Annotated in this window: 22 protein-coding genes; 7 read left to right on the top strand and 15 right to left on the bottom strand. The window is 61.0% G+C overall.

From position 1 onward, the window contains the following. Nucleotides 1–6: 6 nt before the first annotated feature. The gene (locus QYQ93_RS17030) at nt 7–1,140 is read right to left on the bottom strand and encodes a PAS domain-containing sensor histidine kinase (protein WP_043050391.1); all 1,134 of its coding nucleotides are present in this window, start codon (nt 1,138–1,140) and stop codon (nt 7–9) included. Further along, on the bottom strand, nt 1,133–1,945 hold the full coding sequence (locus QYQ93_RS17025) for an alpha/beta fold hydrolase (protein ID WP_043050392.1): 813 nt from the start codon (nt 1,943–1,945) through the stop codon (nt 1,133–1,135). The genes QYQ93_RS17030 and QYQ93_RS17025 overlap by 8 nt, the downstream gene beginning before the upstream one ends. 131 nt (nt 1,946–2,076) lie before the next feature. Between QYQ93_RS17025 and QYQ93_RS17020 the strand changes: the two genes are divergently transcribed. Then, on the top strand, nt 2,077–3,276 hold the full coding sequence (locus QYQ93_RS17020; RefSeq protein WP_043050393.1) for a TPM domain-containing protein: 1,200 nt from the start codon (nt 2,077–2,079) through the stop codon (nt 3,274–3,276). A 106-nt stretch (nt 3,277–3,382) separates the two neighbouring features. Here QYQ93_RS17020 and QYQ93_RS17015 read toward each other — a convergent pair whose 3' ends face one another. The 4 genes from QYQ93_RS17015 to QYQ93_RS17000 all read right to left on the bottom strand — a co-directional run bounded on the left by QYQ93_RS17015 (nt 3,383) and on the right by QYQ93_RS17000 (nt 7,093). Beyond that, on the bottom strand, nt 3,383–3,604 hold the full coding sequence (locus QYQ93_RS17015; RefSeq protein ID WP_338475109.1) for a hypothetical protein: 222 nt from the start codon (nt 3,602–3,604) through the stop codon (nt 3,383–3,385). A 418-nt stretch (nt 3,605–4,022) separates the two neighbouring features. Then, nucleotides 4,023–4,514, bottom strand: coding sequence for a GNAT family N-acetyltransferase (locus QYQ93_RS17010; RefSeq protein WP_043050395.1), 492 nt, complete (start codon nt 4,512–4,514; stop codon nt 4,023–4,025). A gap of 581 nt (nt 4,515–5,095) precedes the next feature. Further along, the gene (locus tag QYQ93_RS17005) at nt 5,096–5,389 is read right to left on the bottom strand and encodes a hypothetical protein (RefSeq protein WP_043050396.1); all 294 of its coding nucleotides are present in this window, start codon (nt 5,387–5,389) and stop codon (nt 5,096–5,098) included. Between the two features lie 288 nt (nt 5,390–5,677). Then, complete coding sequence (locus tag QYQ93_RS17000; RefSeq protein WP_043050397.1) at nt 5,678–7,093, bottom strand: purine-cytosine permease family protein; 1,416 nt, start codon at nt 7,091–7,093, stop codon at nt 5,678–5,680. Nucleotides 7,094–7,344: 251 nt separating this feature from the next. Between QYQ93_RS17000 and QYQ93_RS16995 the strand changes: the two genes are divergently transcribed. Then, nucleotides 7,345–8,256 (top strand): LysR substrate-binding domain-containing protein, encoded by a 912-nt coding sequence (locus QYQ93_RS16995; RefSeq protein ID WP_043050398.1) that lies wholly within the window; start codon nt 7,345–7,347, stop codon nt 8,254–8,256. Nucleotides 8,257–8,375: 119 nt separating this feature from the next. Here the strand turns inward: QYQ93_RS16995 and argE are convergent, their stop codons facing one another. From argE to QYQ93_RS16970, 5 genes are all read right to left on the bottom strand, one after another. Then, the gene (gene argE, locus QYQ93_RS16990; RefSeq protein WP_338475108.1) at nt 8,376–9,521 is read right to left on the bottom strand and encodes an acetylornithine deacetylase; all 1,146 of its coding nucleotides are present in this window, start codon (nt 9,519–9,521) and stop codon (nt 8,376–8,378) included. Beyond that, complete coding sequence (locus QYQ93_RS16985; RefSeq protein ID WP_043050400.1) at nt 9,518–10,195, bottom strand: DUF1028 domain-containing protein; 678 nt, start codon at nt 10,193–10,195, stop codon at nt 9,518–9,520. Before QYQ93_RS16985 ends, argE begins: the two co-directional genes overlap by 4 nt. 11 nt (nt 10,196–10,206) lie before the next feature. Further along, entirely contained in the window at nt 10,207–10,617 is a 411-nt protein-coding gene (locus tag QYQ93_RS16980; RefSeq protein ID WP_046068537.1) for a RidA family protein, read from the bottom strand. A gap of 24 nt (nt 10,618–10,641) precedes the next feature. Then, nucleotides 10,642–11,973, bottom strand: coding sequence for a flavin-containing monooxygenase (locus QYQ93_RS16975; protein ID WP_422394025.1), 1,332 nt, complete (start codon nt 11,971–11,973; stop codon nt 10,642–10,644). 202 nt (nt 11,974–12,175) lie between these two features. Next, a complete protein-coding gene (locus QYQ93_RS16970) occupies nt 12,176–12,778 on the bottom strand; it encodes a response regulator transcription factor (protein WP_338475106.1) in 603 nt (200 codons plus the stop codon). Nucleotides 12,779–12,961: 183 nt separating this feature from the next. Here QYQ93_RS16970 and QYQ93_RS16965 point away from each other — a divergent pair, with 183 nt between their 5' ends. Then, nucleotides 12,962–14,575 (top strand): hybrid sensor histidine kinase/response regulator, encoded by a 1,614-nt coding sequence (locus tag QYQ93_RS16965; protein ID WP_338477270.1) that lies wholly within the window; start codon nt 12,962–12,964, stop codon nt 14,573–14,575. On the opposite strand, the gene QYQ93_RS16960 is transcribed toward QYQ93_RS16965, so the two are convergent. After that, nucleotides 14,565–14,900: a hypothetical protein gene (locus QYQ93_RS16960; RefSeq protein WP_043050405.1), complete on the bottom strand. Its 336-nt coding sequence runs from the start codon at nt 14,898–14,900 to the stop codon at nt 14,565–14,567. The two genes, QYQ93_RS16965 and QYQ93_RS16960, sit on opposite strands and share 11 nt — an antisense overlap. Before the next feature lie 175 nt (nt 14,901–15,075). Between QYQ93_RS16960 and QYQ93_RS16955 the strand changes: the two genes are divergently transcribed. After that, nucleotides 15,076–15,558: a GNAT family N-acetyltransferase gene (locus tag QYQ93_RS16955; RefSeq protein WP_043050406.1), complete on the top strand. Its 483-nt coding sequence runs from the start codon at nt 15,076–15,078 to the stop codon at nt 15,556–15,558. On the opposite strand, the gene QYQ93_RS16950 is transcribed toward QYQ93_RS16955, so the two are convergent. From QYQ93_RS16950 to QYQ93_RS16940, 3 genes are all read right to left on the bottom strand, one after another. After that, nucleotides 15,542–16,033 carry an HIT family protein gene (locus tag QYQ93_RS16950; RefSeq protein ID WP_338475105.1) on the bottom strand — a complete coding sequence of 164 codons (492 nt, stop codon included), beginning with the start codon at nt 16,031–16,033 and terminating at the stop codon, nt 15,542–15,544. The two genes, QYQ93_RS16955 and QYQ93_RS16950, sit on opposite strands and share 17 nt — an antisense overlap. A 230-nt stretch (nt 16,034–16,263) precedes the next feature. Further along, on the bottom strand, nt 16,264–16,746 hold the full coding sequence (locus QYQ93_RS16945; RefSeq protein WP_338475104.1) for a copper chaperone PCu(A)C: 483 nt from the start codon (nt 16,744–16,746) through the stop codon (nt 16,264–16,266). After that, nucleotides 16,746–17,354, bottom strand: a complete 609-nt coding sequence (locus QYQ93_RS16940) for an SCO family protein (protein WP_043050409.1) — start codon at nt 17,352–17,354, stop codon at nt 16,746–16,748. The genes QYQ93_RS16945 and QYQ93_RS16940 overlap by 1 nt, the downstream gene beginning before the upstream one ends. Before the next feature lie 194 nt (nt 17,355–17,548). Here QYQ93_RS16940 and QYQ93_RS16935 point away from each other — a divergent pair, with 194 nt between their 5' ends. From QYQ93_RS16935 to QYQ93_RS16925, 3 genes are all read left to right on the top strand, one after another. Next, a complete protein-coding gene (locus tag QYQ93_RS16935; RefSeq protein WP_338475103.1) occupies nt 17,549–17,932 on the top strand; it encodes a DUF2946 domain-containing protein in 384 nt (127 codons plus the stop codon). A gap of 62 nt (nt 17,933–17,994) precedes the next feature. Next, complete coding sequence (locus tag QYQ93_RS16930; RefSeq protein ID WP_338475102.1) at nt 17,995–18,540, top strand: putative natural product biosynthesis protein; 546 nt, start codon at nt 17,995–17,997, stop codon at nt 18,538–18,540. 151 nt (nt 18,541–18,691) lie between these two features. Further along, nucleotides 18,692–19,249 (top strand): cytochrome b, encoded by a 558-nt coding sequence (locus QYQ93_RS16925; RefSeq protein WP_338475101.1) that lies wholly within the window; start codon nt 18,692–18,694, stop codon nt 19,247–19,249. Nucleotides 19,250–19,315: the final 66 nt, after the last annotated feature.

Below are 19,315 nucleotides of genomic sequence, written 5' to 3'. Positions count from 1 at the left end.
CCTTTACTAGAACGTCACGGTAAAGGTGGTGCCGGCCATCGCACAGGAGCGCACCGCCACATCGCCGCCATGCACCCTGGCCAGTTCGCGCACGATATACAGGCCCAGGCCGACGCTGCGCACATCGCTGCCCTGGTCGGTGCCACGGGTCATGGGTTCGAACAGCCCCGCCAGCAGTGATTCGGGAATTGCCGGGCCATGGTTGTGCACGGCGACGGCACAGGCGTTGTCGCCCAGGCGCGAGGTGATGGTGATCGGTTGCAGCAGGTCGCCATAGGCCACGCTGTTGGCGACGAGGTTGCCGATGATCTGCTGCACCCGGTCGGCATCCAGACACGCTTGGCCAAGGCCTTCGGCGTGGTGCACCAGCGTGGCGGCAGGGAAGGCTACGCGCAGTTCGTCCACCGCATGCTGGATCACATTGTGCAGATCCAGCGGAACCGCCTTGATGGTGATGCCTTGGCCGACCCGGGCCTGGGTGAAGTCCAGCAGGTCGGCGATCATGCGATGGGCGCGTTCCGACGATTGGCCGATATGCCCCAGCAACTGGCGCTCCTTGGCCGTACGCTCGCCACGCTGGAGAAAGTCCGAGGCCATGCGGATGGCGGTGAGCGGGTTTTTCAAGTCATGGCTGACAATCGCCACCATCTGTTCGGCGAACAACGCCCGGCGCTGGGCGATGGCATAGGCCTCGCTCAATTCGGCCTGGGCCTGTTGCAAGGCCAGTTCGGTGGCGGTTTTTTCCTGGAGCAGGGCTTCGGCCAACTTGCGCGCATTGAGCAGTTCGCGCTCGTATTTGTCACGGTCGGTGGTGCCGAACAGCGCCAGGTCATGCACCACGCCATCGGGCTGCTGGCGTTGGTTGGCGTTAAGCAAGACGGTGACTTTATTCCCGGCGCAATGGCGGATATCGAGCTTCACCTCGTTGACGCTGCCATGCATGCGCAGCATTGGTGCCAGGTGGGTCTGGTAGAAGATCCGCCCGCCAATGGTCAGCAGGTCCTGGAACCTGCGCCCCTGCAACTCGGCCGCGCTGAACCCGAGCCAGTCGCTCAGGCGCGGGTTGACGTGCAGGATCGTACCGTCCTCCCGGGTCACGGCCAGGGCGCAGGCGGCGCTGTCAAACAGCGAGTCAGGCATCGGCAGCAGCCCATGGTGCCAGGAACGCGTCCATCGCCGCCGCGCACGCCTGGGGCGCGCTCATATGGGGGCAATGGCCGATATTGTCCACCAGGCAATAGGTGCTGTTGGGCATCACGGCATGCAGGAATTCACCCACCGCCACAGGCGCGATCAGGTCGTCGCTCGATTGCAGGATCAGTACCGGAGTGGCCAGGCCCTGCACGTCTTGGCGGTTGTCCGAGAGGAAGGTCACGCGGGCGAACTGCTTGGCGATGTCCGGCTCGGTGCGGCAGAAGCTTTCGGTGAGTTCGGTGCTCAACGTCGGTTGCGTGGGCGCGCCCATGATCACCGGGGCCATGGCGCTGGACCAGCCCAGGTAGTTGCTGTCCAGGGTGTCGAGCAGGTCGTCGATATCGTCGTGCTTGAAGCCACCGACATAATCCTCGCTGTCGATATAGCGCGGCGATGGGCCGATCATCACATGCGCGGCAATGCGCCCGGGGGCGAAACGGTCGGCAAGGGTGCCGATCATCGCGCTGACTGAATGGCCCACCAGAATCACCGGGCCTTCGGCGTAGGCGTCGATAATTTCGTTCAGATCATGGGCATAGCCATCCAGGCGGCTGTATTTGGTTTTGTCGAACGCACTCAGGTCCGACCGGCCGGCGCCGACCAAGTCATAGAGCACCACGCGAAAGCGCTCGAGAAAGTGCGGCGCCAAGTAATTCCACATCGCCTGGTTGCAGCCAAAGCCGTGGGAAAACACCAGGGTCGAAGGCCCATGGCCCTTCACGCTGATATTGTTGCGTTGGCATAGATCCATGGCGTTCTCGTAGATGGCAAATAGCTATGTGGGCGTGGCGGCAGTTTAGATAGTCGAAGGCCTGGGGTCACGTGTTATACGTCGATAAGGTAAAGTCGGCGCCTTCAGGAAGAAACTTCAGGTAACAAAGCATGGTGATGATTCTGCGGCAATCGGTGTTGAGCCTGCTGGCCCTGTTAATTGTCGGTCTGATGAGCCTGGCCCGGGCTGACACTTCGCCCATCGGGGTGGCCCTCGACCAACGGGTGATCGACCTCACCAACACCCTCGACTCCACCACCACCCAGCGCTTGAAAAATCAACTCGCCGAGCTTGAACAACGCAAAGGCTCGCAAGTCGCGGTATTGCTGGTGCCGACCACCGGCAGCGACGGCATCGAGGACTACGCCAACCAACTGTTCCGCGCCTGGAAGCTGGGGCGTAAGGACGTCGACGACGGCATCCTGCTGTTAGTGGCCAAAGACGACCGCAAGGTACGCATCGAAGTGGGCTACGGCCTGGAAGGTACGGTCACCGATCTGCTGGCCCACCGCATTATCGAAGAGCGCATCACCCCGGCGTTTCGCCAGGGGGACTTTGCCGGAGGTATCCAACAAGGTGTTGATGCGCTGATTGTACTGGTGGACGGCGGCGACCTGCCCAAGGTGGCCGGGCCCGGGATCAACCCCCAATTTATCGCGATACTGGCGGCGTTTGTCCTGGGAGGCCTGGGTGGCGTGCTGATCGCCGCCGGCAAGCTGCGTTGGCGCAAGGGCTTGATCCTCGCGGTGGCGGCCACGCTGTTGCTGGCACTGCTCGGTGGCGGTCAACAATGGCCGATGTTCCTGTTTGTCATGCCGCTGACCCTGTTGATTGGCGGCGCCACATTTGGTGCCTTGTGGCAGGTACGCCCGCTGTTCTACGGCGTGATCGGGCTGCTGGCCTATAGCGTCGGGCTGGTGGTGGCGGACCACTACGTGGACGTCAGTTTTATCCATTGGCTGCTATGGCCGCTGTGCATAGGGGTAGTGCTGGGCTTGTACCTGGTGCTGCTGCTGATCATGAGGCACACCTGGAGGAGCAGCCGTACAGGATTTAGCGTGCGACTGTGGGCGGTAGTGGCCGTGTACGTGGTCGCCGGGCTGGTGATCGATGGCGGGCGCGATGGCTGGCTGCTGGCGTTTCCCATCGCATCGTTTGTCGCGCTGATTATCTTTGGCAAGGTTGGCGAGGGGGCGGGATCTGGCTCGGGCGGCGGATCCGGTTCGAGTTCCAGTAGCTCCAGCTCCAGCAGCAGTTCGTCTGGTGGCGGTGGTTCCAGTGGCGGTGGTGGGGCTTCTGGCAGTTGGTAGCGCTTCGGTTGATGCCCAGTCAGATATGGGAGCGAGCAAGACCGCTCCCACATACAGGCTAGGGCTTGGCGCTGGCGTGGCGTGTAGTTTTTTGCAGACTCCAGGATTACACCTTAACCCAACCGTCTTTGCCATCAGATTTGATTTCGAAGTCGATGGGCTCACGCTTGGCGTTGAGCTGAGCATCGTCGACAGTTTTTTCATCCGAGGGCAGGAGGTTGCCGTCCAACCGATTGCGGTTGGCCTGAGCCCGAGCCTCGTCACTGGCGCTTATTCCGGCCTTCTTGTCATCGAACACTTCGGCATCTTCCCCAGCCGTTTTATCCAAGGGGTTGTGCCTTGCCTGGTCGCTATCGATTCGGCTTTTGTCAGCGGGATGTTGGGCAGGTATGAATGGGACGAAACCATTGATTGAAGTCACAATTGCACCTCTTTGCTAGCTAGGAAATGGACCCGCCAGGATCTGATCCTAGCCGGGTATTTCGCAGGCTACAGCCCCGCTAGCGGGCGCTCAATCAGCGCATTTCGGGTGAATGTAACGGCGTGAAACCGTTGTATGTTCAGGCCGCCGACTCGCAAGAAGTGGCTGTAGGCACAGTCTTGAGGAACGCATGCAATGACTCGCTTAACGTAAGATCGCGGCGATCAATTCAAGGTTTTTACTCGGTGAAATACATTGATAGGCTGCGCGTTTGTTGGCGGATTCAAGCTTTGCAACATAAATACGATCATTCCCAGGAGGAGCGCTACAACACCATCACCATCTCATGCCAGGCCATTCCACCGTGGTCCGACGGCGAAGGGCGCACATAGGTGTAGCCCATGCGGGTGTACAACGGCACATGCTGTTGCTTGCACATCAGGTGAATGGTCTGCTTGCCCAGCGTACGCATGCGTTGCACGAACTCAGTCATCAGGGTTGTTGCATAGCCTTTGCCCTGATGCGCCGGGTCGACCACCACCGACATGATCACCGCATTCGGTGCCTCGGGTGAGTGACCGACCAACTCCTTGAAGGCCTCGTCCGACATCACTACCTCATGGGCGCAGCCCGAATTGATAAACCCGACCACATCGCCGTCTGCTTCCAGGATCAGAAACCCCTGGGGATACTGCGCGATGCGCGTGGCGATCTTTTCCAGGGTCGCGGCTTCGTCGCCTTCGTAGGCGCTGGTTTCGATTTCAAAGCAGCGGGCGGCGTCGGCGGGGAGGGCGTTGCGCAAGGTGAGGGCGGGCATAGGTGTTTCCTGGTGCGTTGAGCGAAAGGTCATATCATAACGCTAACTAACTGATGCGCCGCGATCCAAATGTGGGAGGGGCGGTGCGACGATTCGACTTGCTCCCGATGGCGGCCTTGGGGCCGACCAGGATGCTGGATCAGACCGAGTACATATCCATTATTTGGGCAACGGCCACTATTGGTTCCGCTCTTACTGCGGCTCACTTTTGAAAAGCCCAAAAGTAAGCAAAAGGCTCATGCCCCACCACTCGGCACCTCGCCCAGGCTCGGTGTGCCCGTAATTCGCCATGGATTTGGGGGGCCGCCGCCACGCGCCATCCATGGCGCGGGGCGACTAAACCGGCATCCCTGCCGGTTTACCCCCCAAATCCCTGTCGAATTCCGGCCAGCGTGGTTTAACGGGGCGCCTCAGATCAAAAGCAGATCAAGATCAAGAGCGGCTCGCTTCGCATCGTGGTTACGTATCGGGGGCAAGCCCCCTCCCACAGTTGACCGAGTTCGACATAGCCTGGCGGTAGGTTTGAGTTCTGCAAAACCAGAAAACCCGCCAAGGCGGGTTTCCTCACAGCTCACATCACATCAGGCAATAGCAGGCGAATCAAAGCCGCGCTTTTCAATCACGGTAAACACATCCGCCACATCCTGGACCATGATCCGGGCGGTATTGGCGACGGTGTTGATATCGTGCTCGGCATAGTCCGACACGTTGGAGCAGGCCATCAGGTGCAGGTAGGCGAGTGCGGCATTGAGCCGTTCGCTGGCACAGGCGTGCAACTCGCTCAGCGGCGCGTCGCTGTCGATCAGCAGCACGGGGTAGTCGGTTGCGGTTTGGGACATGGGGGTGAAGCGGCGTGGCGGGTGTTGAGTAGTCATAAGGTTCGATTCTATTTGGGTAAAAAGAACTGCCACCTTGCTGCTGCGAAACAGACTGGGTGGCAACTGTGCGCGGGTTCGCAGACCAGGAAGAATCACCCCCGGCAGACCCGAAGGTCTCCCACGCACAGCCGCCATAAACAAGACGCAAGCGGACTCCGCCTGAGGGTCTGATGACTGTGCAGGTTGATTCTATTTTGTAGGGCTGCGAAACCCTGTCGCCAGCCAACGCCAGCGACGGGGCGAACTATAAAGTGCCCTCCGCGAGGGCGCAACTAAGAGGTTGTATCAGACCCCACCCACCAACTTACCCCCATCCATGCGGCGCTTATACGCACTGTCGCGACTCGCCAGCCAGAAGTACAGCGGCGACGTCACCGCCAACCCCACCACCCAGGACAGGTCTGCGCCGTTGATGTGTTCGGAAATCGGGCCTACGTAAAGTGGTGTGTTCATAAACGGAATCTGCACCGCAATCCCCACCGCATACGCCAGCAACGCCTGTGGGTTGTACTTGCCGTAGATGCCACCATCGACGCGGAAGATCGAGGCGATGTCGTACTTGCCTTTGTGGATCGCATAGAAGTCGATCAGGTTGATCGCCGTCCACGGCACCAACACCACCAGCAGCACCAGCACCATGTCGACGAAGTGGCCGATGAAGTCCTTGGAGGCGAACACCGCCGCAATCGAACAGGCGGCCAGCACGATGATGGAGATCACGGCGCGGCTTTTGGCCGTGGGGATCCAGCGGTAGGCGAAGGTCTGCACCAGGGTGATGATCGACAGCACTGCGCCGTACAGGTTGAGGGCGTTGTGGCTGATCACGCTGAGCAAAAACAGCACCAGCATCAACGGGCCGATGGCGCCGGTGGCGAGTTTGACCGCGTCCATGGTGTCCATGCCTACCGGGGTGGCGAGCACGGCGACGGCGCCGAAGATGAAGGCCAGGCTCGAACCCAGGGCCGAGCCCAGGTAGGTGGTCCAGAAGGTCGCGGCGACGGGTACGTCAGCCGGCAGGTAGCGGGAGTAGTCCGACACGTACGGCGCAAAGGCGATCTGCCACAGCGCAGCCAGGGAAACCGTCGCCAGCCAACCGGAGATATTAAAGCTGCCGCGAGTCAGGAAGTCGGTGGTCTGCACGTGGGTAAAGATGTAGCCGAAGCCCAGCACGATGCCGGCGCCCAGCACCCAGGTGCCGATACGGTTGAGCACGTGGATAAAGCGATAGCCGATGATGCCGATAATGCCGGAGCCGATGGCGCCGATCACAATGCCCACCGGCACGGGCACCGCGTCGACCACGCCGTGCAGGGATTTACCGGCGAGCACGATGTTGGACGCGAAGAAACCGATGTACATCACCCCGGCAATCACCACCACCAGCAGCGCGCCGAGGGAGCCGAACTGGGCGCGGCTCTGGATCATCTGCGGGATGCCCATCTGCGGGCCCTGGGCCGAGTGCAACGCCATCAACACACCGCCAACCAGGTGGCCGACGAGGATGGCGACAATGCCCCATACCAGGTTGAGGTGGAACAGTTGCACCCCGAGTGCGCCGGTGACGATCGGCAACGGCGCGATGTTGCCGCCGAACCACAGGGTGAACAGGTCTCTTACCTTTCCATGGCGATCTTCCGGGGGCACGTATCCAATCGTGTGTTTTTCGATAAGTGGGGCGCTGGATGTTGCAGTGGTAACCATGACGAGCTCCAAGGCAAGGTGAGTACGTTGACGTACTTCGCTATGCGCTGCACGGGGCGGCGCTTTGTTGTTGGAGTGATCATCTGCAATGGGCGCGGGGAGGTAAATTAGTAAGTTTGTTGCTATAGACCTTAAAAAAAGTATCTCGCGCAGATTTTTGCTCCGGTATGTTGCATGGGCTCGAATCGATGAAAAAAGCGCGATTTTTTCGCACTTGTTTGGGGCGAAATCCCACGTTTATGGAGGTGCCGATGGCTGCCTATAACCTGCGCCAGCTTAGATATTTTGTGACCACGGCCGAATGCGGCAGCGTCGCTGAGGCGTCGCGCAAGCTGTATATCGCCCAACCGTCGGTGTCCACGGCGATCAAGCACCTGGAGGAGAGTTTTGGCGTTCAGCTGTTTATCCGCCATCACGCCCAGGGCGTTTCGCTCACCCCCAGTGGCGCGCGTTTTTATCGCAAGGCCCTGGAGCTGTTGCGGGTGGCCCATGAATTCGAGCAGAACGCCCTGGCGGACAACGATGTAGTGGCGGGGCAGATCGATATCGGCTGCTTTGAAACCGTGGCGCCGCTGTACCTGCCGCGATTGATTGCCGGCTTCAAGGCGCGCTGGCCAGGGGTGGAGATCCGTATTCGCGATGGCGAGCAGCAGGAGCTGGTGCAGGCGCTGACGGCAGGCAGTATCGATGTGGCGATGCTGTTCGAACACGATCTGGGCGGCACCATCGAGACCGCGCCACTGATGCCGCCGCAACAGCCTTATGCGTTGCTGCCGGCCGATCACCGTTTTGCGCAACAGGCCAAGGTGTCCCTGGCCGACCTGGTGCTGGAGCCGATGATCTTGCTCGATGTGCTGCCCAGCCGGACCTATTTCGTGAGCATTTTTGAAGAGCGCGGGCTGACGCCGAATATCGTGTTCAGCTCGCCGTCCATCGAGATGGTGCGCGGCATGGTGGGGCGTGGGTTTGGGTTCTCGATTTTGGTGACCAAGCCGTTCAGTGAGTACACCTATGATGGGCAGAAGGTGGTGTGTATTCCGTTGGCGGAAACGGTGACGGGGTCGGGGTTGTCGGCGGTGTGGCTGAGGCGGGCCCCGCTGACCAAGCCGGTGCAGTTGTTTGTGGATTACTGCCGTGAAGAGCTCGCACGGTTACTCGGCTGAATGCAGGACCCAATGTGGGAGGGGGCTTGCTCCCGATGAGGGAGTGGCAGTGAAAGCAGCTGTGACTGACACACCGCCATCGGGAGCAAGCCCCCTCCCACATTGGATCTGTATTTTCTTCAAATCTGAATCGAGCCCAGCATCCTTCGCAGCATGGCATCGCAGCCGTCGAGCTGTTCCAGGCTCACAAACTCATCCGGCTTATGCCCCTGGTCCATGCTCCCCGGCCCGCACACCACGGTCGGAATACCCACGGAATCAAACAACCCACCTTCGGTGCCAAACGCCACGGTGCCAAAGTCCCGCGAGCCTGAGAACGCGGCGATCAATTCCGCGGCTTGGCTGCGTTCATCCGTGACCAATCCCGGGTAGGCCGACAACTCGGTGAACCGAATCGAACTCTGCTTACTCACGGCCTGCATCTTCGGCAGCACCTGCTGCATTGCGTACGCTTGCAACTCTTCAGCCACTTCACCTGGGTCCATGGCGGGCAGGGCGCGCACTTCAAAGTCGAACCGGCAATCGGCGGGCACGATGTTCAACGCCTTGCCGCCGCTGATCATGCCGGTCTGTACCGTGCTGAACGGCGGATCGAACCTTGGGTCCTGGTGCGAGCGCAAACGCTGGCCAATACGGCCCAGCTCGCCGATCAATTCGGCGGCGTGTTCAATCGCATTCACCCCCGAGGGCGCATACGCCGAGTGGCATGCGTGGCCCTGCACATCGCAGCGCATAGCCAATTTGCCCTTGTGGCCCAGCACCGGTTTGAGTTCGGTCGGCTCGCCAATAATGCACAGCATGGGTTTTACCGGGCGCTGCTCCAAGACCGCGAGCAGCGAGCGCACACCGAGGCAGCCGACTTCCTCGTCATAGGACAGCGCTATATGCACCGGCAGGCGCAAAGGCGCCTTGACCAGCTCCGGCACCAACGCCAGCACACAGGCGATATACCCCTTCATGTCGGCAGTGCCGCGCCCGAACAGCTTGCCGTCACGCTCGGTCAACTCGAACGGCGACAGTGTCCAGGGTTGCCCATCCACCGGCACCACATCGGTGTGCCCCGACAGCACGATGCCTGGCAGCTCTGCTGGGCCGATGCTGGCAAACAGGTTGGCCTTGCTGCGCTGCGCGTTGTAGACGAGTTCACTGGCCACACCAAATCCGGCGAGGTAGTCGCGCACAAACTCGATCAACTGCAGGTTGGACTCGCGGCTGGTGGTATCGAACCCTACCAGCGTGCGCAGCAATTCGCGGCTGCGGCTCATCGGTCGTCTCCGGCCACACCGTAGCCGGGGGAGCGGTCGGGGGCGAGGGCGCGGTCGATATAGTCCTGCACTTGCGGCCGGTAGGCGTCCCAGAGTGCTTGCAATTCGACAAGGGGGGCTTCATCGGCCCAGTCCACGCGTAGGTTGATGATCGGCCAGGTCAGCTCGCCCACCACCACCAGCGCGGCGGAGTGTACGGGGCCGGCTTCGCCACCGGCGGCGATGGCGGCATGCATCGCCGCCAGCAGCCGGTCTGCCAGTTGCCCTTCACCCAGTTCAAAGGCGGTGACCATCGCCGTGATGACTTCGCGGTCAGCAAGCATATTGCCCGCCGCCACGCATTGCTCGCCCGATACCGCATGATGGGTACCCAGGGTCTGGCTGCCGCTGAAATGCACGCTGCGGCCCAGGTGGTCAATCGCCGTCACTTGCCGGTATTGGCTGTAGCCGTTGCGCGTTAGGGCTTGGTCGAGGGCCTCGGCCGGGGCCAGGCCCTGCTCGAGCAGGTCGAGCACGTCCGGGCCAAGGGCAGGCAAGGTGATGTTCTGGGTCGACACTGCGCCCACCCCGGGCCGCAGCCACGGGCAGCGGGCGCCCACGGCGATGCTCGATGAGCTGATGGCGATGCCCAGTTGGCCGGTTTCAGCACAACGGCCGACGATAGAAAAGGTCATGGCTAGCCTCCTTACTCTGGAATAACCGCGATCACATCGATTTCCATCAGCCACTGTGGCTGGCCGAGGGCCGAGACCACCAGCCCGGTGGAAATCGGGAACACGCCCTTGAGCCATTTGCCGACTTCCTGGTACACCGGCTCGCGGTAGCGTGGGTCGATCAAATAAGTGGTGGTCTTGACGATGTGGCTAAGGTCGCTGCCGGCTTCCTCGAGCAGTTGCTTGACGTTTTTCATCGCCTGTTCGGCCTGGGCGCGGGCATCGCCAAGGCCCACCAGGTTGCCGTCGAAATCGGTACCCACCTGGCCGCGTACATACACGGTGTTACCGGCGCGCACGGCCTGGCACAGGTCGTTGTCCAGGCTCTGATTGGGGTAGGTTTCTTTGGTGTTGAACATGCGGATGCGAGTGTGGGTAGGCATCAAAAAAACTCCAGGAAAAAGTGCTCAGGCGCTGACAGGGGTGTGGTGGGCAACCGGTGCGGGTTCGCGGTACTCAAGGTACTGACGCTGGATGGCGATGTGGTCGGCCACGTATTTGGCGTCGTGCCACACACCCCAGATGAATGACGAACCACGCCGCGATTGCCACGGCAAACCGAGGAAATAGATGCCCGCTTCACTGGACACCCCGCGCTGGTGCCGGGGCTTGCCGGCCGCGTCGAAGGTATCGACTTTCAACCAGCTGTAATCCGTGGCAAACCCGGTAGCCCAGATGATCGTGGTGATGCCGGCCTGGGCCAGGTCCAGTTGCAGGATCGGGTTTTTGATGCATTCGGCATCGGGGAATATGCGACGCGCTTGGGGCTCCAGCGGCAGGTCGAGGCCGTTGCGTTCGATATAGGCGTCAGCCGCATCCAGCAGGGCCAGGTAGTTTTCGTCGCCGCGCGCCAGGTTTTCCACCAGGTTGGGCTGGAAGCTGGCCACGTTGCCGTCAAAGGCTTGGGTCAGGCCGACCAGGGTCATGCCTTGCTGGGCCAGTTCACGGAAGTCGATGGTCTTGCCACCGTGGGCGCCGCTGACGGCGATGGTCACGTGCTCGCGGCCGGGCTTCATCGCCACCTGATCCCATTCACCCAACACCCCCAGCCACCAGCAGAAGTCGCGGTTGCGATAGGCGCGGGGCGGGCGGTCATGGGCACCGACCGACAGGTACACCTGGCGCCCGGCGCGCTGCAATTCATCGGCGATCTGTACCCCGGAAGAACCGGCGCCCACCACCAATACCGCGCCCGCCGGCAATTGCCCGGGGTTGCGATAATCGGCGGAATGGATCTGGTGCAGCGCGGTGTCTTTCGGCGCTATGGCCGGAATCACCGGCTTCTGGAACGGCCCGGTGGCAGCTACCACGCGATTGGCTTCGATCACACCTTCACTGGTGTGCACAGTAAAACCGGGGCGGCCGACGTTGCGCACCACTGAGGTGACGTCCACACCGGTGCGGATCGGTGCATTGAACTTGCGTGCATAGGTTTCAAAATAATCCGCCACCGTCTCTTTGGGCGCGAAGCCATCGGCGGGCACATCAATGAATTCCAGGCCAGGGAAGCGGTCATGCCAGGCCGGGCCGTTGGCGACCAACGAATCCCAGCGCCCGGTGCGCCAGCGTTCGGCGATGCGGCTGCGCTCCAGCACCAGGTGCGGCACGCCTTGCTTGCTCAGGTGCTCGCTCATGGCTACGCCAGCTTGACCCGCTCCCACTACCAGCGTGTCTATTTTTGTTATTGCTTGAGTCATGTGTCTGTCCTTGCGTAATGCAGTTGGATTCAGCTTGGGCATGACGTCAAGTTAGGCGGCGGGCGGTGATTAATAAAATATTATTAAGCTGGGAAGTGAGCATAAATATCGGATGCAGAGCGGCGCCTGACTGATGCGACTCGGTTTAATGTGGGAGGGGGCTTGCTCCCGATGGCGGTGGGTCAGTCCCAGATGCATTTACTGAGACTCCTCCATCGGGAGCAAGCCCCCTCCCACATTTGACCTAGAACTCCCCGGAATACTTCACCGCTGCCGCCGCCCGTGACGGCACGTCCAGCGTGCGCAGCAGCGATGACACATGGATACGCACGGTAAACGGCGAGATATCCAGCGCTTTGGCAATTTCCTTGTTGGTCTTGCCCTGGGCAATCAGGCGCAGCACTTCGCGCTGGCGGGTGGTAAGGGTGTGGGTGCCCAGCGGCAGCAGGCCCGAGGGCGCGAACTTGACCAGCACTTCGCCGTCGCGGATCGCCAGCAGCGCCTGGCCGATCTCGTCGGGGGTGATGTTCTTGCCGATAAAGCCGTCCATGCCCAGGGCCATGACCTGTTCGATCAGCGCGGCGTCGTCGACCATCGACACCACGATCAGGGTGGTACGTCGCAGTTGCTGGCGCAGTTCGGCCAGCTGGCTGATGCAGGTCAGGCCGGGGAAACGCAGGTCGAGCATCAGGGTGTCGATTTCGCCGGCCTCGCGCAGCAGTGCGTTCACTGCGGCAAGGTCACCGGCCTCTTGCACTTGGGCGTCGGGCAATAGGCGTTGCACGGTACGCGCCATGCCTTCGCGAAACATCGGGTGGTCGTCGGCGATGATGATCCGGCCGGTCATGGTGTGCTCCTTCCTGGGGCAAAGGTGTGCTGAGGCATGCTACTTTACCCCTCTCAATACTGTAGGAGCGAGCTTGCTCGCGAAGGACGCACAGGCACCGCGCACTGTCAGACAACACGCGTTATCGTTAGCGTTTTTCGCGAGCAAGCTCGCTCCTACAGTGGATATGTCAAGGATATGACTATGGGTCTCGAGACCAACTCTGAACTCGACCAGGCTAACCTGCGCATTGTGGTGGCCACTATCGCCATTGTGTATATCAGCCTACTGGGTTTCCTACCCGGGCACTCGCTGGACACCTACCTGCCGGTGATCCTGTATATCTTCCTGTTCCTGCTGGCGTCCATCGTGTTGCGCCAGGTCATCGCGCGCTGGCCCGGGCATTACCCGGCGCGGCGCATCTTCGGCATGCTCCACGACTACACCGGCACTTCGTTCGGCCTGGTGGTGGGCGGCGAAGCGGCGTTGCCGCTGTATGCGGTGATGGTCTGGGTGAACCTGGGCAACGGCATGCGCTACGGCTCGCGCTACCTGGCGATTGCCACGGGGCTGGCGTTGCTGGCGCTGTTGGTCGTGTACCGGCTCACGCCGTTGTGGCAGGCGCAGCCGTTCATGGTGCTGATGCTGATGATCACCAGCACGGTGATTCCGGTGTACGCCCATATCCTGCTGGAGCGTACGCGCAAGGCTTCCGAAGAAGCCATCGCCGCCAACCTGGAAAAATCCCGTTTTCTCGCCCAGGCCAGCCATGACCTGCGCCAGCCGATCCACTCCATCGGCCTGTTCACCGCCTGCCTGCGCGAAGCCCGGCTGGGGGATGACGAGCGGCGGCTGGTGGATAACATCGACCGTTCGCTGCTCAACGTGTCGCAACTGTTCCGTTCGATTCTTGATCTCTACACCCTCGACAATGGTCGGCTGCTGCCCAAATACCAAGTGATCCACCTGGGCGACTTCCTCGCCGACCTGATGCGCCAGAACGCCGAAGCCGCCCGCTGGGCCGGCGTGGAGCTGCGCTTGCGGCCCTGCACCCACTGGGTACTGGTGGACCCGGGTATGTTGGCGACCATGGTGCAGAACCTGCTCTCCAATTGCTTCAAATACGCTGCACAACGGCCAGTGCTGATCGGCGTGCGTATGCGCGATAACGGCCTGGTGGTGGAGGTGCATGACCAGGGGCGGGGGATTGCCAGGGAGCATCTGTCACAGGTCTTCGAGGAGTTCTATCGCGTGCGCCAACTGCGTGACAAGGACGTCGAAGGCGTTGGCCTGGGGCTGTCCATCGTCAAGCGCTTGGGGCAATTGATGGGGTTGCGCGTGAGCCTGCGTTCGCGGGTGGGCCGTGGCACCTCAGTAAGCCTGCATGGCCTGGCACTCGCCACGGCGCCGGTTCAACCGGCATTGCGCGCCGATGCGCGCCAGGCCGGCCTGCTCACGGGTTTGAAAGTGTGCCTGGTGGAAGATGACCACAACGTACTGCTCGCCACCCAGGCCCTGCTGGAGCGCTGGGGTTGCGAGGTGCAGGCCGAGTCCAGTGGGCAGGGCCTGGTCAGCGACTGCGACATCATCGTCGCCGACTATGACCTGGGCAACCACGCCACCGGTATCGAATGCATCGATCAGCTACGCCAGCAACGTGGCTGGGCGGTGCCGGCGTTGATCCTCACCGGTCATGACGTGGAGAAAATCCAGGCTGCGTTGCACGACCGTCAGATCGCAATACTCTCCAAGCCGGTGCGCCCTGCGGAACTGCGCGGCAGGTTGCGCGACCTCAGACGGGAAAACATTACTGCATGAATGGCGTCAGCCCGTTGCCACGTGCGCCTTTGGGCTGGCAGTAGGCGGCAGGTTTCATCAGGCCAAAGCTGGCGATTGCGAACGCACCGCCGCTGGCACCGCTGGGTACGGAGCAGTTGTATTCGCCGGATGCGGTGTTGGCCACGTAGTAGGTGGTCATGGAGTCGCTGCGCACATTGGAGATACGTTTTACTGGCTCGCCCAGGTTGGTTTCCGACAGCGTCTTGAGATGGTCTTCAGTGGGCTTGATATTGCTGCAACCGGCTACGCCGATCATCAGGGCGCCCAGCAGGGCAAGGCGAGTAACGGGGGAGTGGAGTTTCATGGTGCTTCTTCCTTGGGGTTGTTATGGTTTTTCCAACGCACAACGAACCCGCGCGCAATGGATGCGCGGTGCCGGAGGAGCGTTGGAAGTGCCGGGGAATATAGCGCCGCAGTTGGGAAGGGTCGATTAGCACAAATGGGCTAATGGCAAATTGAGGTCACACAAGGACATTGCAATGCTGGAGATAATCCGCGCGACACCCGAGGACGCCAACTGCGCGTTTGACATCCGCCGCGACGCCATCCTTGACCAGTGCATCGGCGCCTACAGTGCCGAGCAGATGGCGCTTTGGACGCGGGGCAAGGCCGCCGATGGCTACGATGTGCTGATGGACAAACTGTTTTACCTGGGCTGGGTGAACGGTGAGGCCGTCGCCACCGGCATGCTCGACCTTGATAACAATGAAGTGGGGGCATTGTTCGTGCGGCCTGGGTTCACTGGGCGTGGATATGGCAAGGCGATGCTTGACCATCTGGAGGACGTTGCGCGACAGAGGGCCATTGACGAGGTGGTGCTGGATGCAACCTTGAATGCTGTGGGTTTCTATCGGGGGTGTGGTTATGTGGGCGTTGAGCAGGCGGTGTATCGCTCGCCGTCGGGGCTGGTGCTGGCGTGTATTCCGATGGTGAAGCGGCTGCTGGTCATGACTGGGGCTTGAATGCCACACGCAATTGGTCAATCACCTGCTCAACCCCTGGCCCTTGAATCTGCGGGGGTGTAGTGCTTTCGCCAAATTCGCGCCATACAAACAGAGTCAGTTCGGCGCCATCGGTCAGCGTTTCCTGGAGTTCCTGGGCGCCAAAATGCTGCAGTGCCCGATAACGTTCATCCTGCCAGAACGCGTGCTCTACCCAGTCATAGACGGGAATGAAGTGAAAGTGCAGCGGCAAGCCTGGCATATGACCGTAACGGCTGATGTACAACCATTTTGGCTGGAGTTGGGCTTGCATCACGCGCTGGATATTGGCGAGCAAGCCGCCCAGTTCGGCCAGCGCGGCGTCAGGCATATCGGCGAGCGAATCGATCGGTGCCTTGGCGCCCAGCATGAGGTAGCCCGGCAGCTTTGACGCCTGGTGGTGATTGAGCAGCCAGTGCTCGGTCTGGTGCAGGATGAGGGCGGGGGCGATCTGCATAGGCGCGCGTCCATGTGGGTTGGAGCGGCAGGATAACAAGTATCTTTGGATTGGTTGTATTCGGTCAAAATGTGGGGCTTGTCCTAATGCCAGTCAGTTAAGGCTTTTGTAGGAGCGAGCTTGCTCGCGAAAAACTCACAGGCGCCGCGTTCATTCAGGAAGCACGCGTTATCGTTGACGTTTTTCGCGAGCAAGCTCGCTCCTACAGAGGGCCTTCTCCCACAGCCCAATCAGTGCATCTTGCTATGGTCCATCTTGCTAGGGGCCATGCCATCCAGGCCACGGGCGGCAGCCTTTACTTCAACCGTCTGCTTTTCACCCTTGGCATCCTGCACCGTAAGGGTCAGCGGCACCTGGTCGCCTTCCTTGATCTGGCCGGTCAGGCCCATCAGCATCACGTGGTAGCCGTTCGGGTCGAGCTTGACGGCTTTGCCAGCAGGCAGGGCCACCGAGTCCACCGGGCCCATGCGCATCACGTCGTCCTTCATGCTCATTTCATGGATCTGCACGTCCTTGGCCACCGGCGAGGCCACGCTGAGCAATTGGCTGTCGCTGTCGGCGGTGACGGTCATGAACGCGCCGCTGGACGGTTGGCCCGGCACGGAGGCGCGCACCCAGGCGTCGGTGACCAGCACCTGGGCGCTGGCGTGGGCGGCCAGGCCCAGCAGGGTGAGGCCGAGTGTCAGGCGCTTGAGATGTTGAACGGCAGTCATTAGCAGACCTCCATGACGGTGAGCAGGTCTTCTGCGCACTCTTGAGCGGTAAGGGATGCCTGCAAGCCAAGGCGCAGGTTGCCACGGGTGTCGAACACGAAACTGGTGGCGGTGTGGGACAGGGTGTAGGTATCGCCAGCAGGGATCTTTTCATAAAAGATCCCGAACTCCTTGGCGGCCACGGCGATTTCTTCCGGGGTGCCGTAGAGCGCTTCGAAGCTGGGGTCGAAGGCCTTGACGTATTTGTCGAGGATTTCAGGAGTATCGCGCTCGGGGTCCAGGGTGATGAACACCACCTGCATGATCTCACCGTCGCGGCCCATCAGCTTCTTGGCCTGGGCGGCGCGGGCCAGGGTGGTCGGGCAGACCGCCGGGCACTGGGTGAAGCCGAAGAACACCACCGGCATCAGGCCACGGTACGAACTCAGGGTGACGGTTTCGCCGTCGGTGTTCTTGAGCTTGAAGGTGCGGCCCATGATCTTGTCACTGAGGTCCTTGCCGTATTTGAAATTCAGCTTGGGGCTGTAGTCACAGCCGCCCAGCAGGCTGCCCAGGCCCAACAGGCCCATGCCGGTCAGCACTTTGCGGCGGGTGAATAACGTACTCATTAACTGTGCATCCTGTGAAACGCCTGCATTGCTCTGGATCTACACATCAGGCTTTGAAAGCCAGGCTTTGAAACGTAGAAACGAGGAGGGCCCACAGTCTAGCAACCCTGGCTGGCCGGCGTAATCTGCGACGTTCTGCCACAGGGGCGCGCCGTATTTCATCCTTTTGCGGCTTCGGTGGTAGAGTCGCCGCCATGAAATTGCGTTACTGTGACCGTTCGCTGATCGCCTGGGCCCTGTACTTCTGCGTGCTGATGAACCTGTTCGCCTGCGGTTTGGGGCATGGCCAGATGATGGGTCAGCAACTCAATGGCATCGGTGGCTTGTTCTGTTCTGCGGACGGCGGCCAGTCGCCGATTTCCGATAAAGGGTTGGCTAACCCGAATTCCAGCAACATCTCGAACTACTTTGCCTGCCCGGTGTGCAGCGCCGTTACCGTCGCCATCATCTTCCTGATCGGCCTGGCCTGGCTGTTGGGCCTGGCGCAAACCCCGCGTCCTGCCCATGAGCGGCGCAACAAGGCGCCACCGCGCTACTCCTGGCCCTCGGCCAACCCCCGCGCTTCCCCAGACTTCTGACGTGTGCCTTGGGCCCCCTGTGACCAGGGGGCGTTCTATCGTCACGACTGTGAGTGCAACCCATGAATCAACAATTGCCTGCAGGCGCCAACCGCCTGGTCAGCAAGGCATCTCGCCGCCTGCGCGCGGAGCCGCCGCTACCCGATTACCCGAGTAACTCCCGCTGTTTCGTGCACCTGGATGCACGCCTGTTGCCCCATTGGCACACGTTGTTTGATATCTGCCCGGCACTGCTCAAGCTTGACCCACCGGAGGGGCTGAACCTGTTCCGCAGTTTCATGACCTGGGCCTATCGCAATCGGCCAGCGCTGGATTGGACCTATCACCTGAACGTGTGTCGCTGGCTACTGGGCTCGACTTACCGTGCGCAGATCGGCGACGAGCCCATCGAAGCCTTTATGACGGCCTCGGCGGCGTGTTGGGTCAATACCGATCAAAGCCAGGCCCAGGGCGTGGTGCTGGCCTGGCAAGGGACAAGGGTTTTCGATTGGAAGGGCGCACCATTACTGGGCGCCGAACCCCAGGCGTTGCCCGACCCGGCAGGGGACTTTGCCTGGTGTCCGTTGACCCGCCAGGCGCGTTTCGGTGGTTGGTTGCCCGTGCCTTGAAGCACCGCGCGACGTGGGCAATGGCCTCGCCCGGGCGGTATTTCATAAGATTGTAGGAATCGCCTGATTTTTCCTACCTCCCGTGGGATCGGTGTTTTTTTACCGGCAGGAATGCGATGTTCACCTTCGATATCAAAAAAAAGAGGCCGCGATGAAGAATACTTTCGAGACTCCCCATTCCCCTGATGCTCACTACGATGCTGTCAGCCGAACGCTGCATTGGTTGATGGCCTTGCTCTTCACCTGGAGCTATTGCACTGCAGTGACCCATTACCTGGCGTCCGACTCCACACTGGACAAACTGCTATGGCCCTACCACAAGCCTGCGGGTCTGCTATTGCTGGTGCTGCTGATACTGCGGGCCGGCTGGAATCTGCTGCACCGCCATAACCGTCCGCCGAGCGTGAACCGCCTGGCGTCTTTCGGGCATGGTGCACTGTATGTATTGATGTTCCTGATTCCCGCTATCGGGTTGCTGCGCCAGTACGGTTCCGGGCGCGAATTCTCGGCGTTTGGCCTGACGATCATGCCAGGCCTGGAGGGTGAGAAAATACAGTGGATGATCGACCTGGGCCGAGATTTTCATAGCGAACTGGGATGGGCGATGCTGGTGTTGATTGTCGGTCATATCGGCGCCGTGATCCTGCACTCCCTACGGGGGGATTCCCGAGTGTTGCGGCGCATGCTTGGCAAACCCGGAGGGCTCTGAGCACGGCTGGTCCCGGTTCCGGCATTGACCCTTGCTCACAGAGTTACCGGAACCTCCCGCTGCCGT

This window comes from Pseudomonas khavaziana, from assembly GCF_036704165.1.
Lineage (GTDB): Bacteria > Pseudomonadota > Gammaproteobacteria > Pseudomonadales > Pseudomonadaceae > Aquipseudomonas > Aquipseudomonas khavaziana.
Note: the sequence above shows the minus strand (reverse complement) of the source record. Positions and strands in the feature narration are given on the sequence as shown.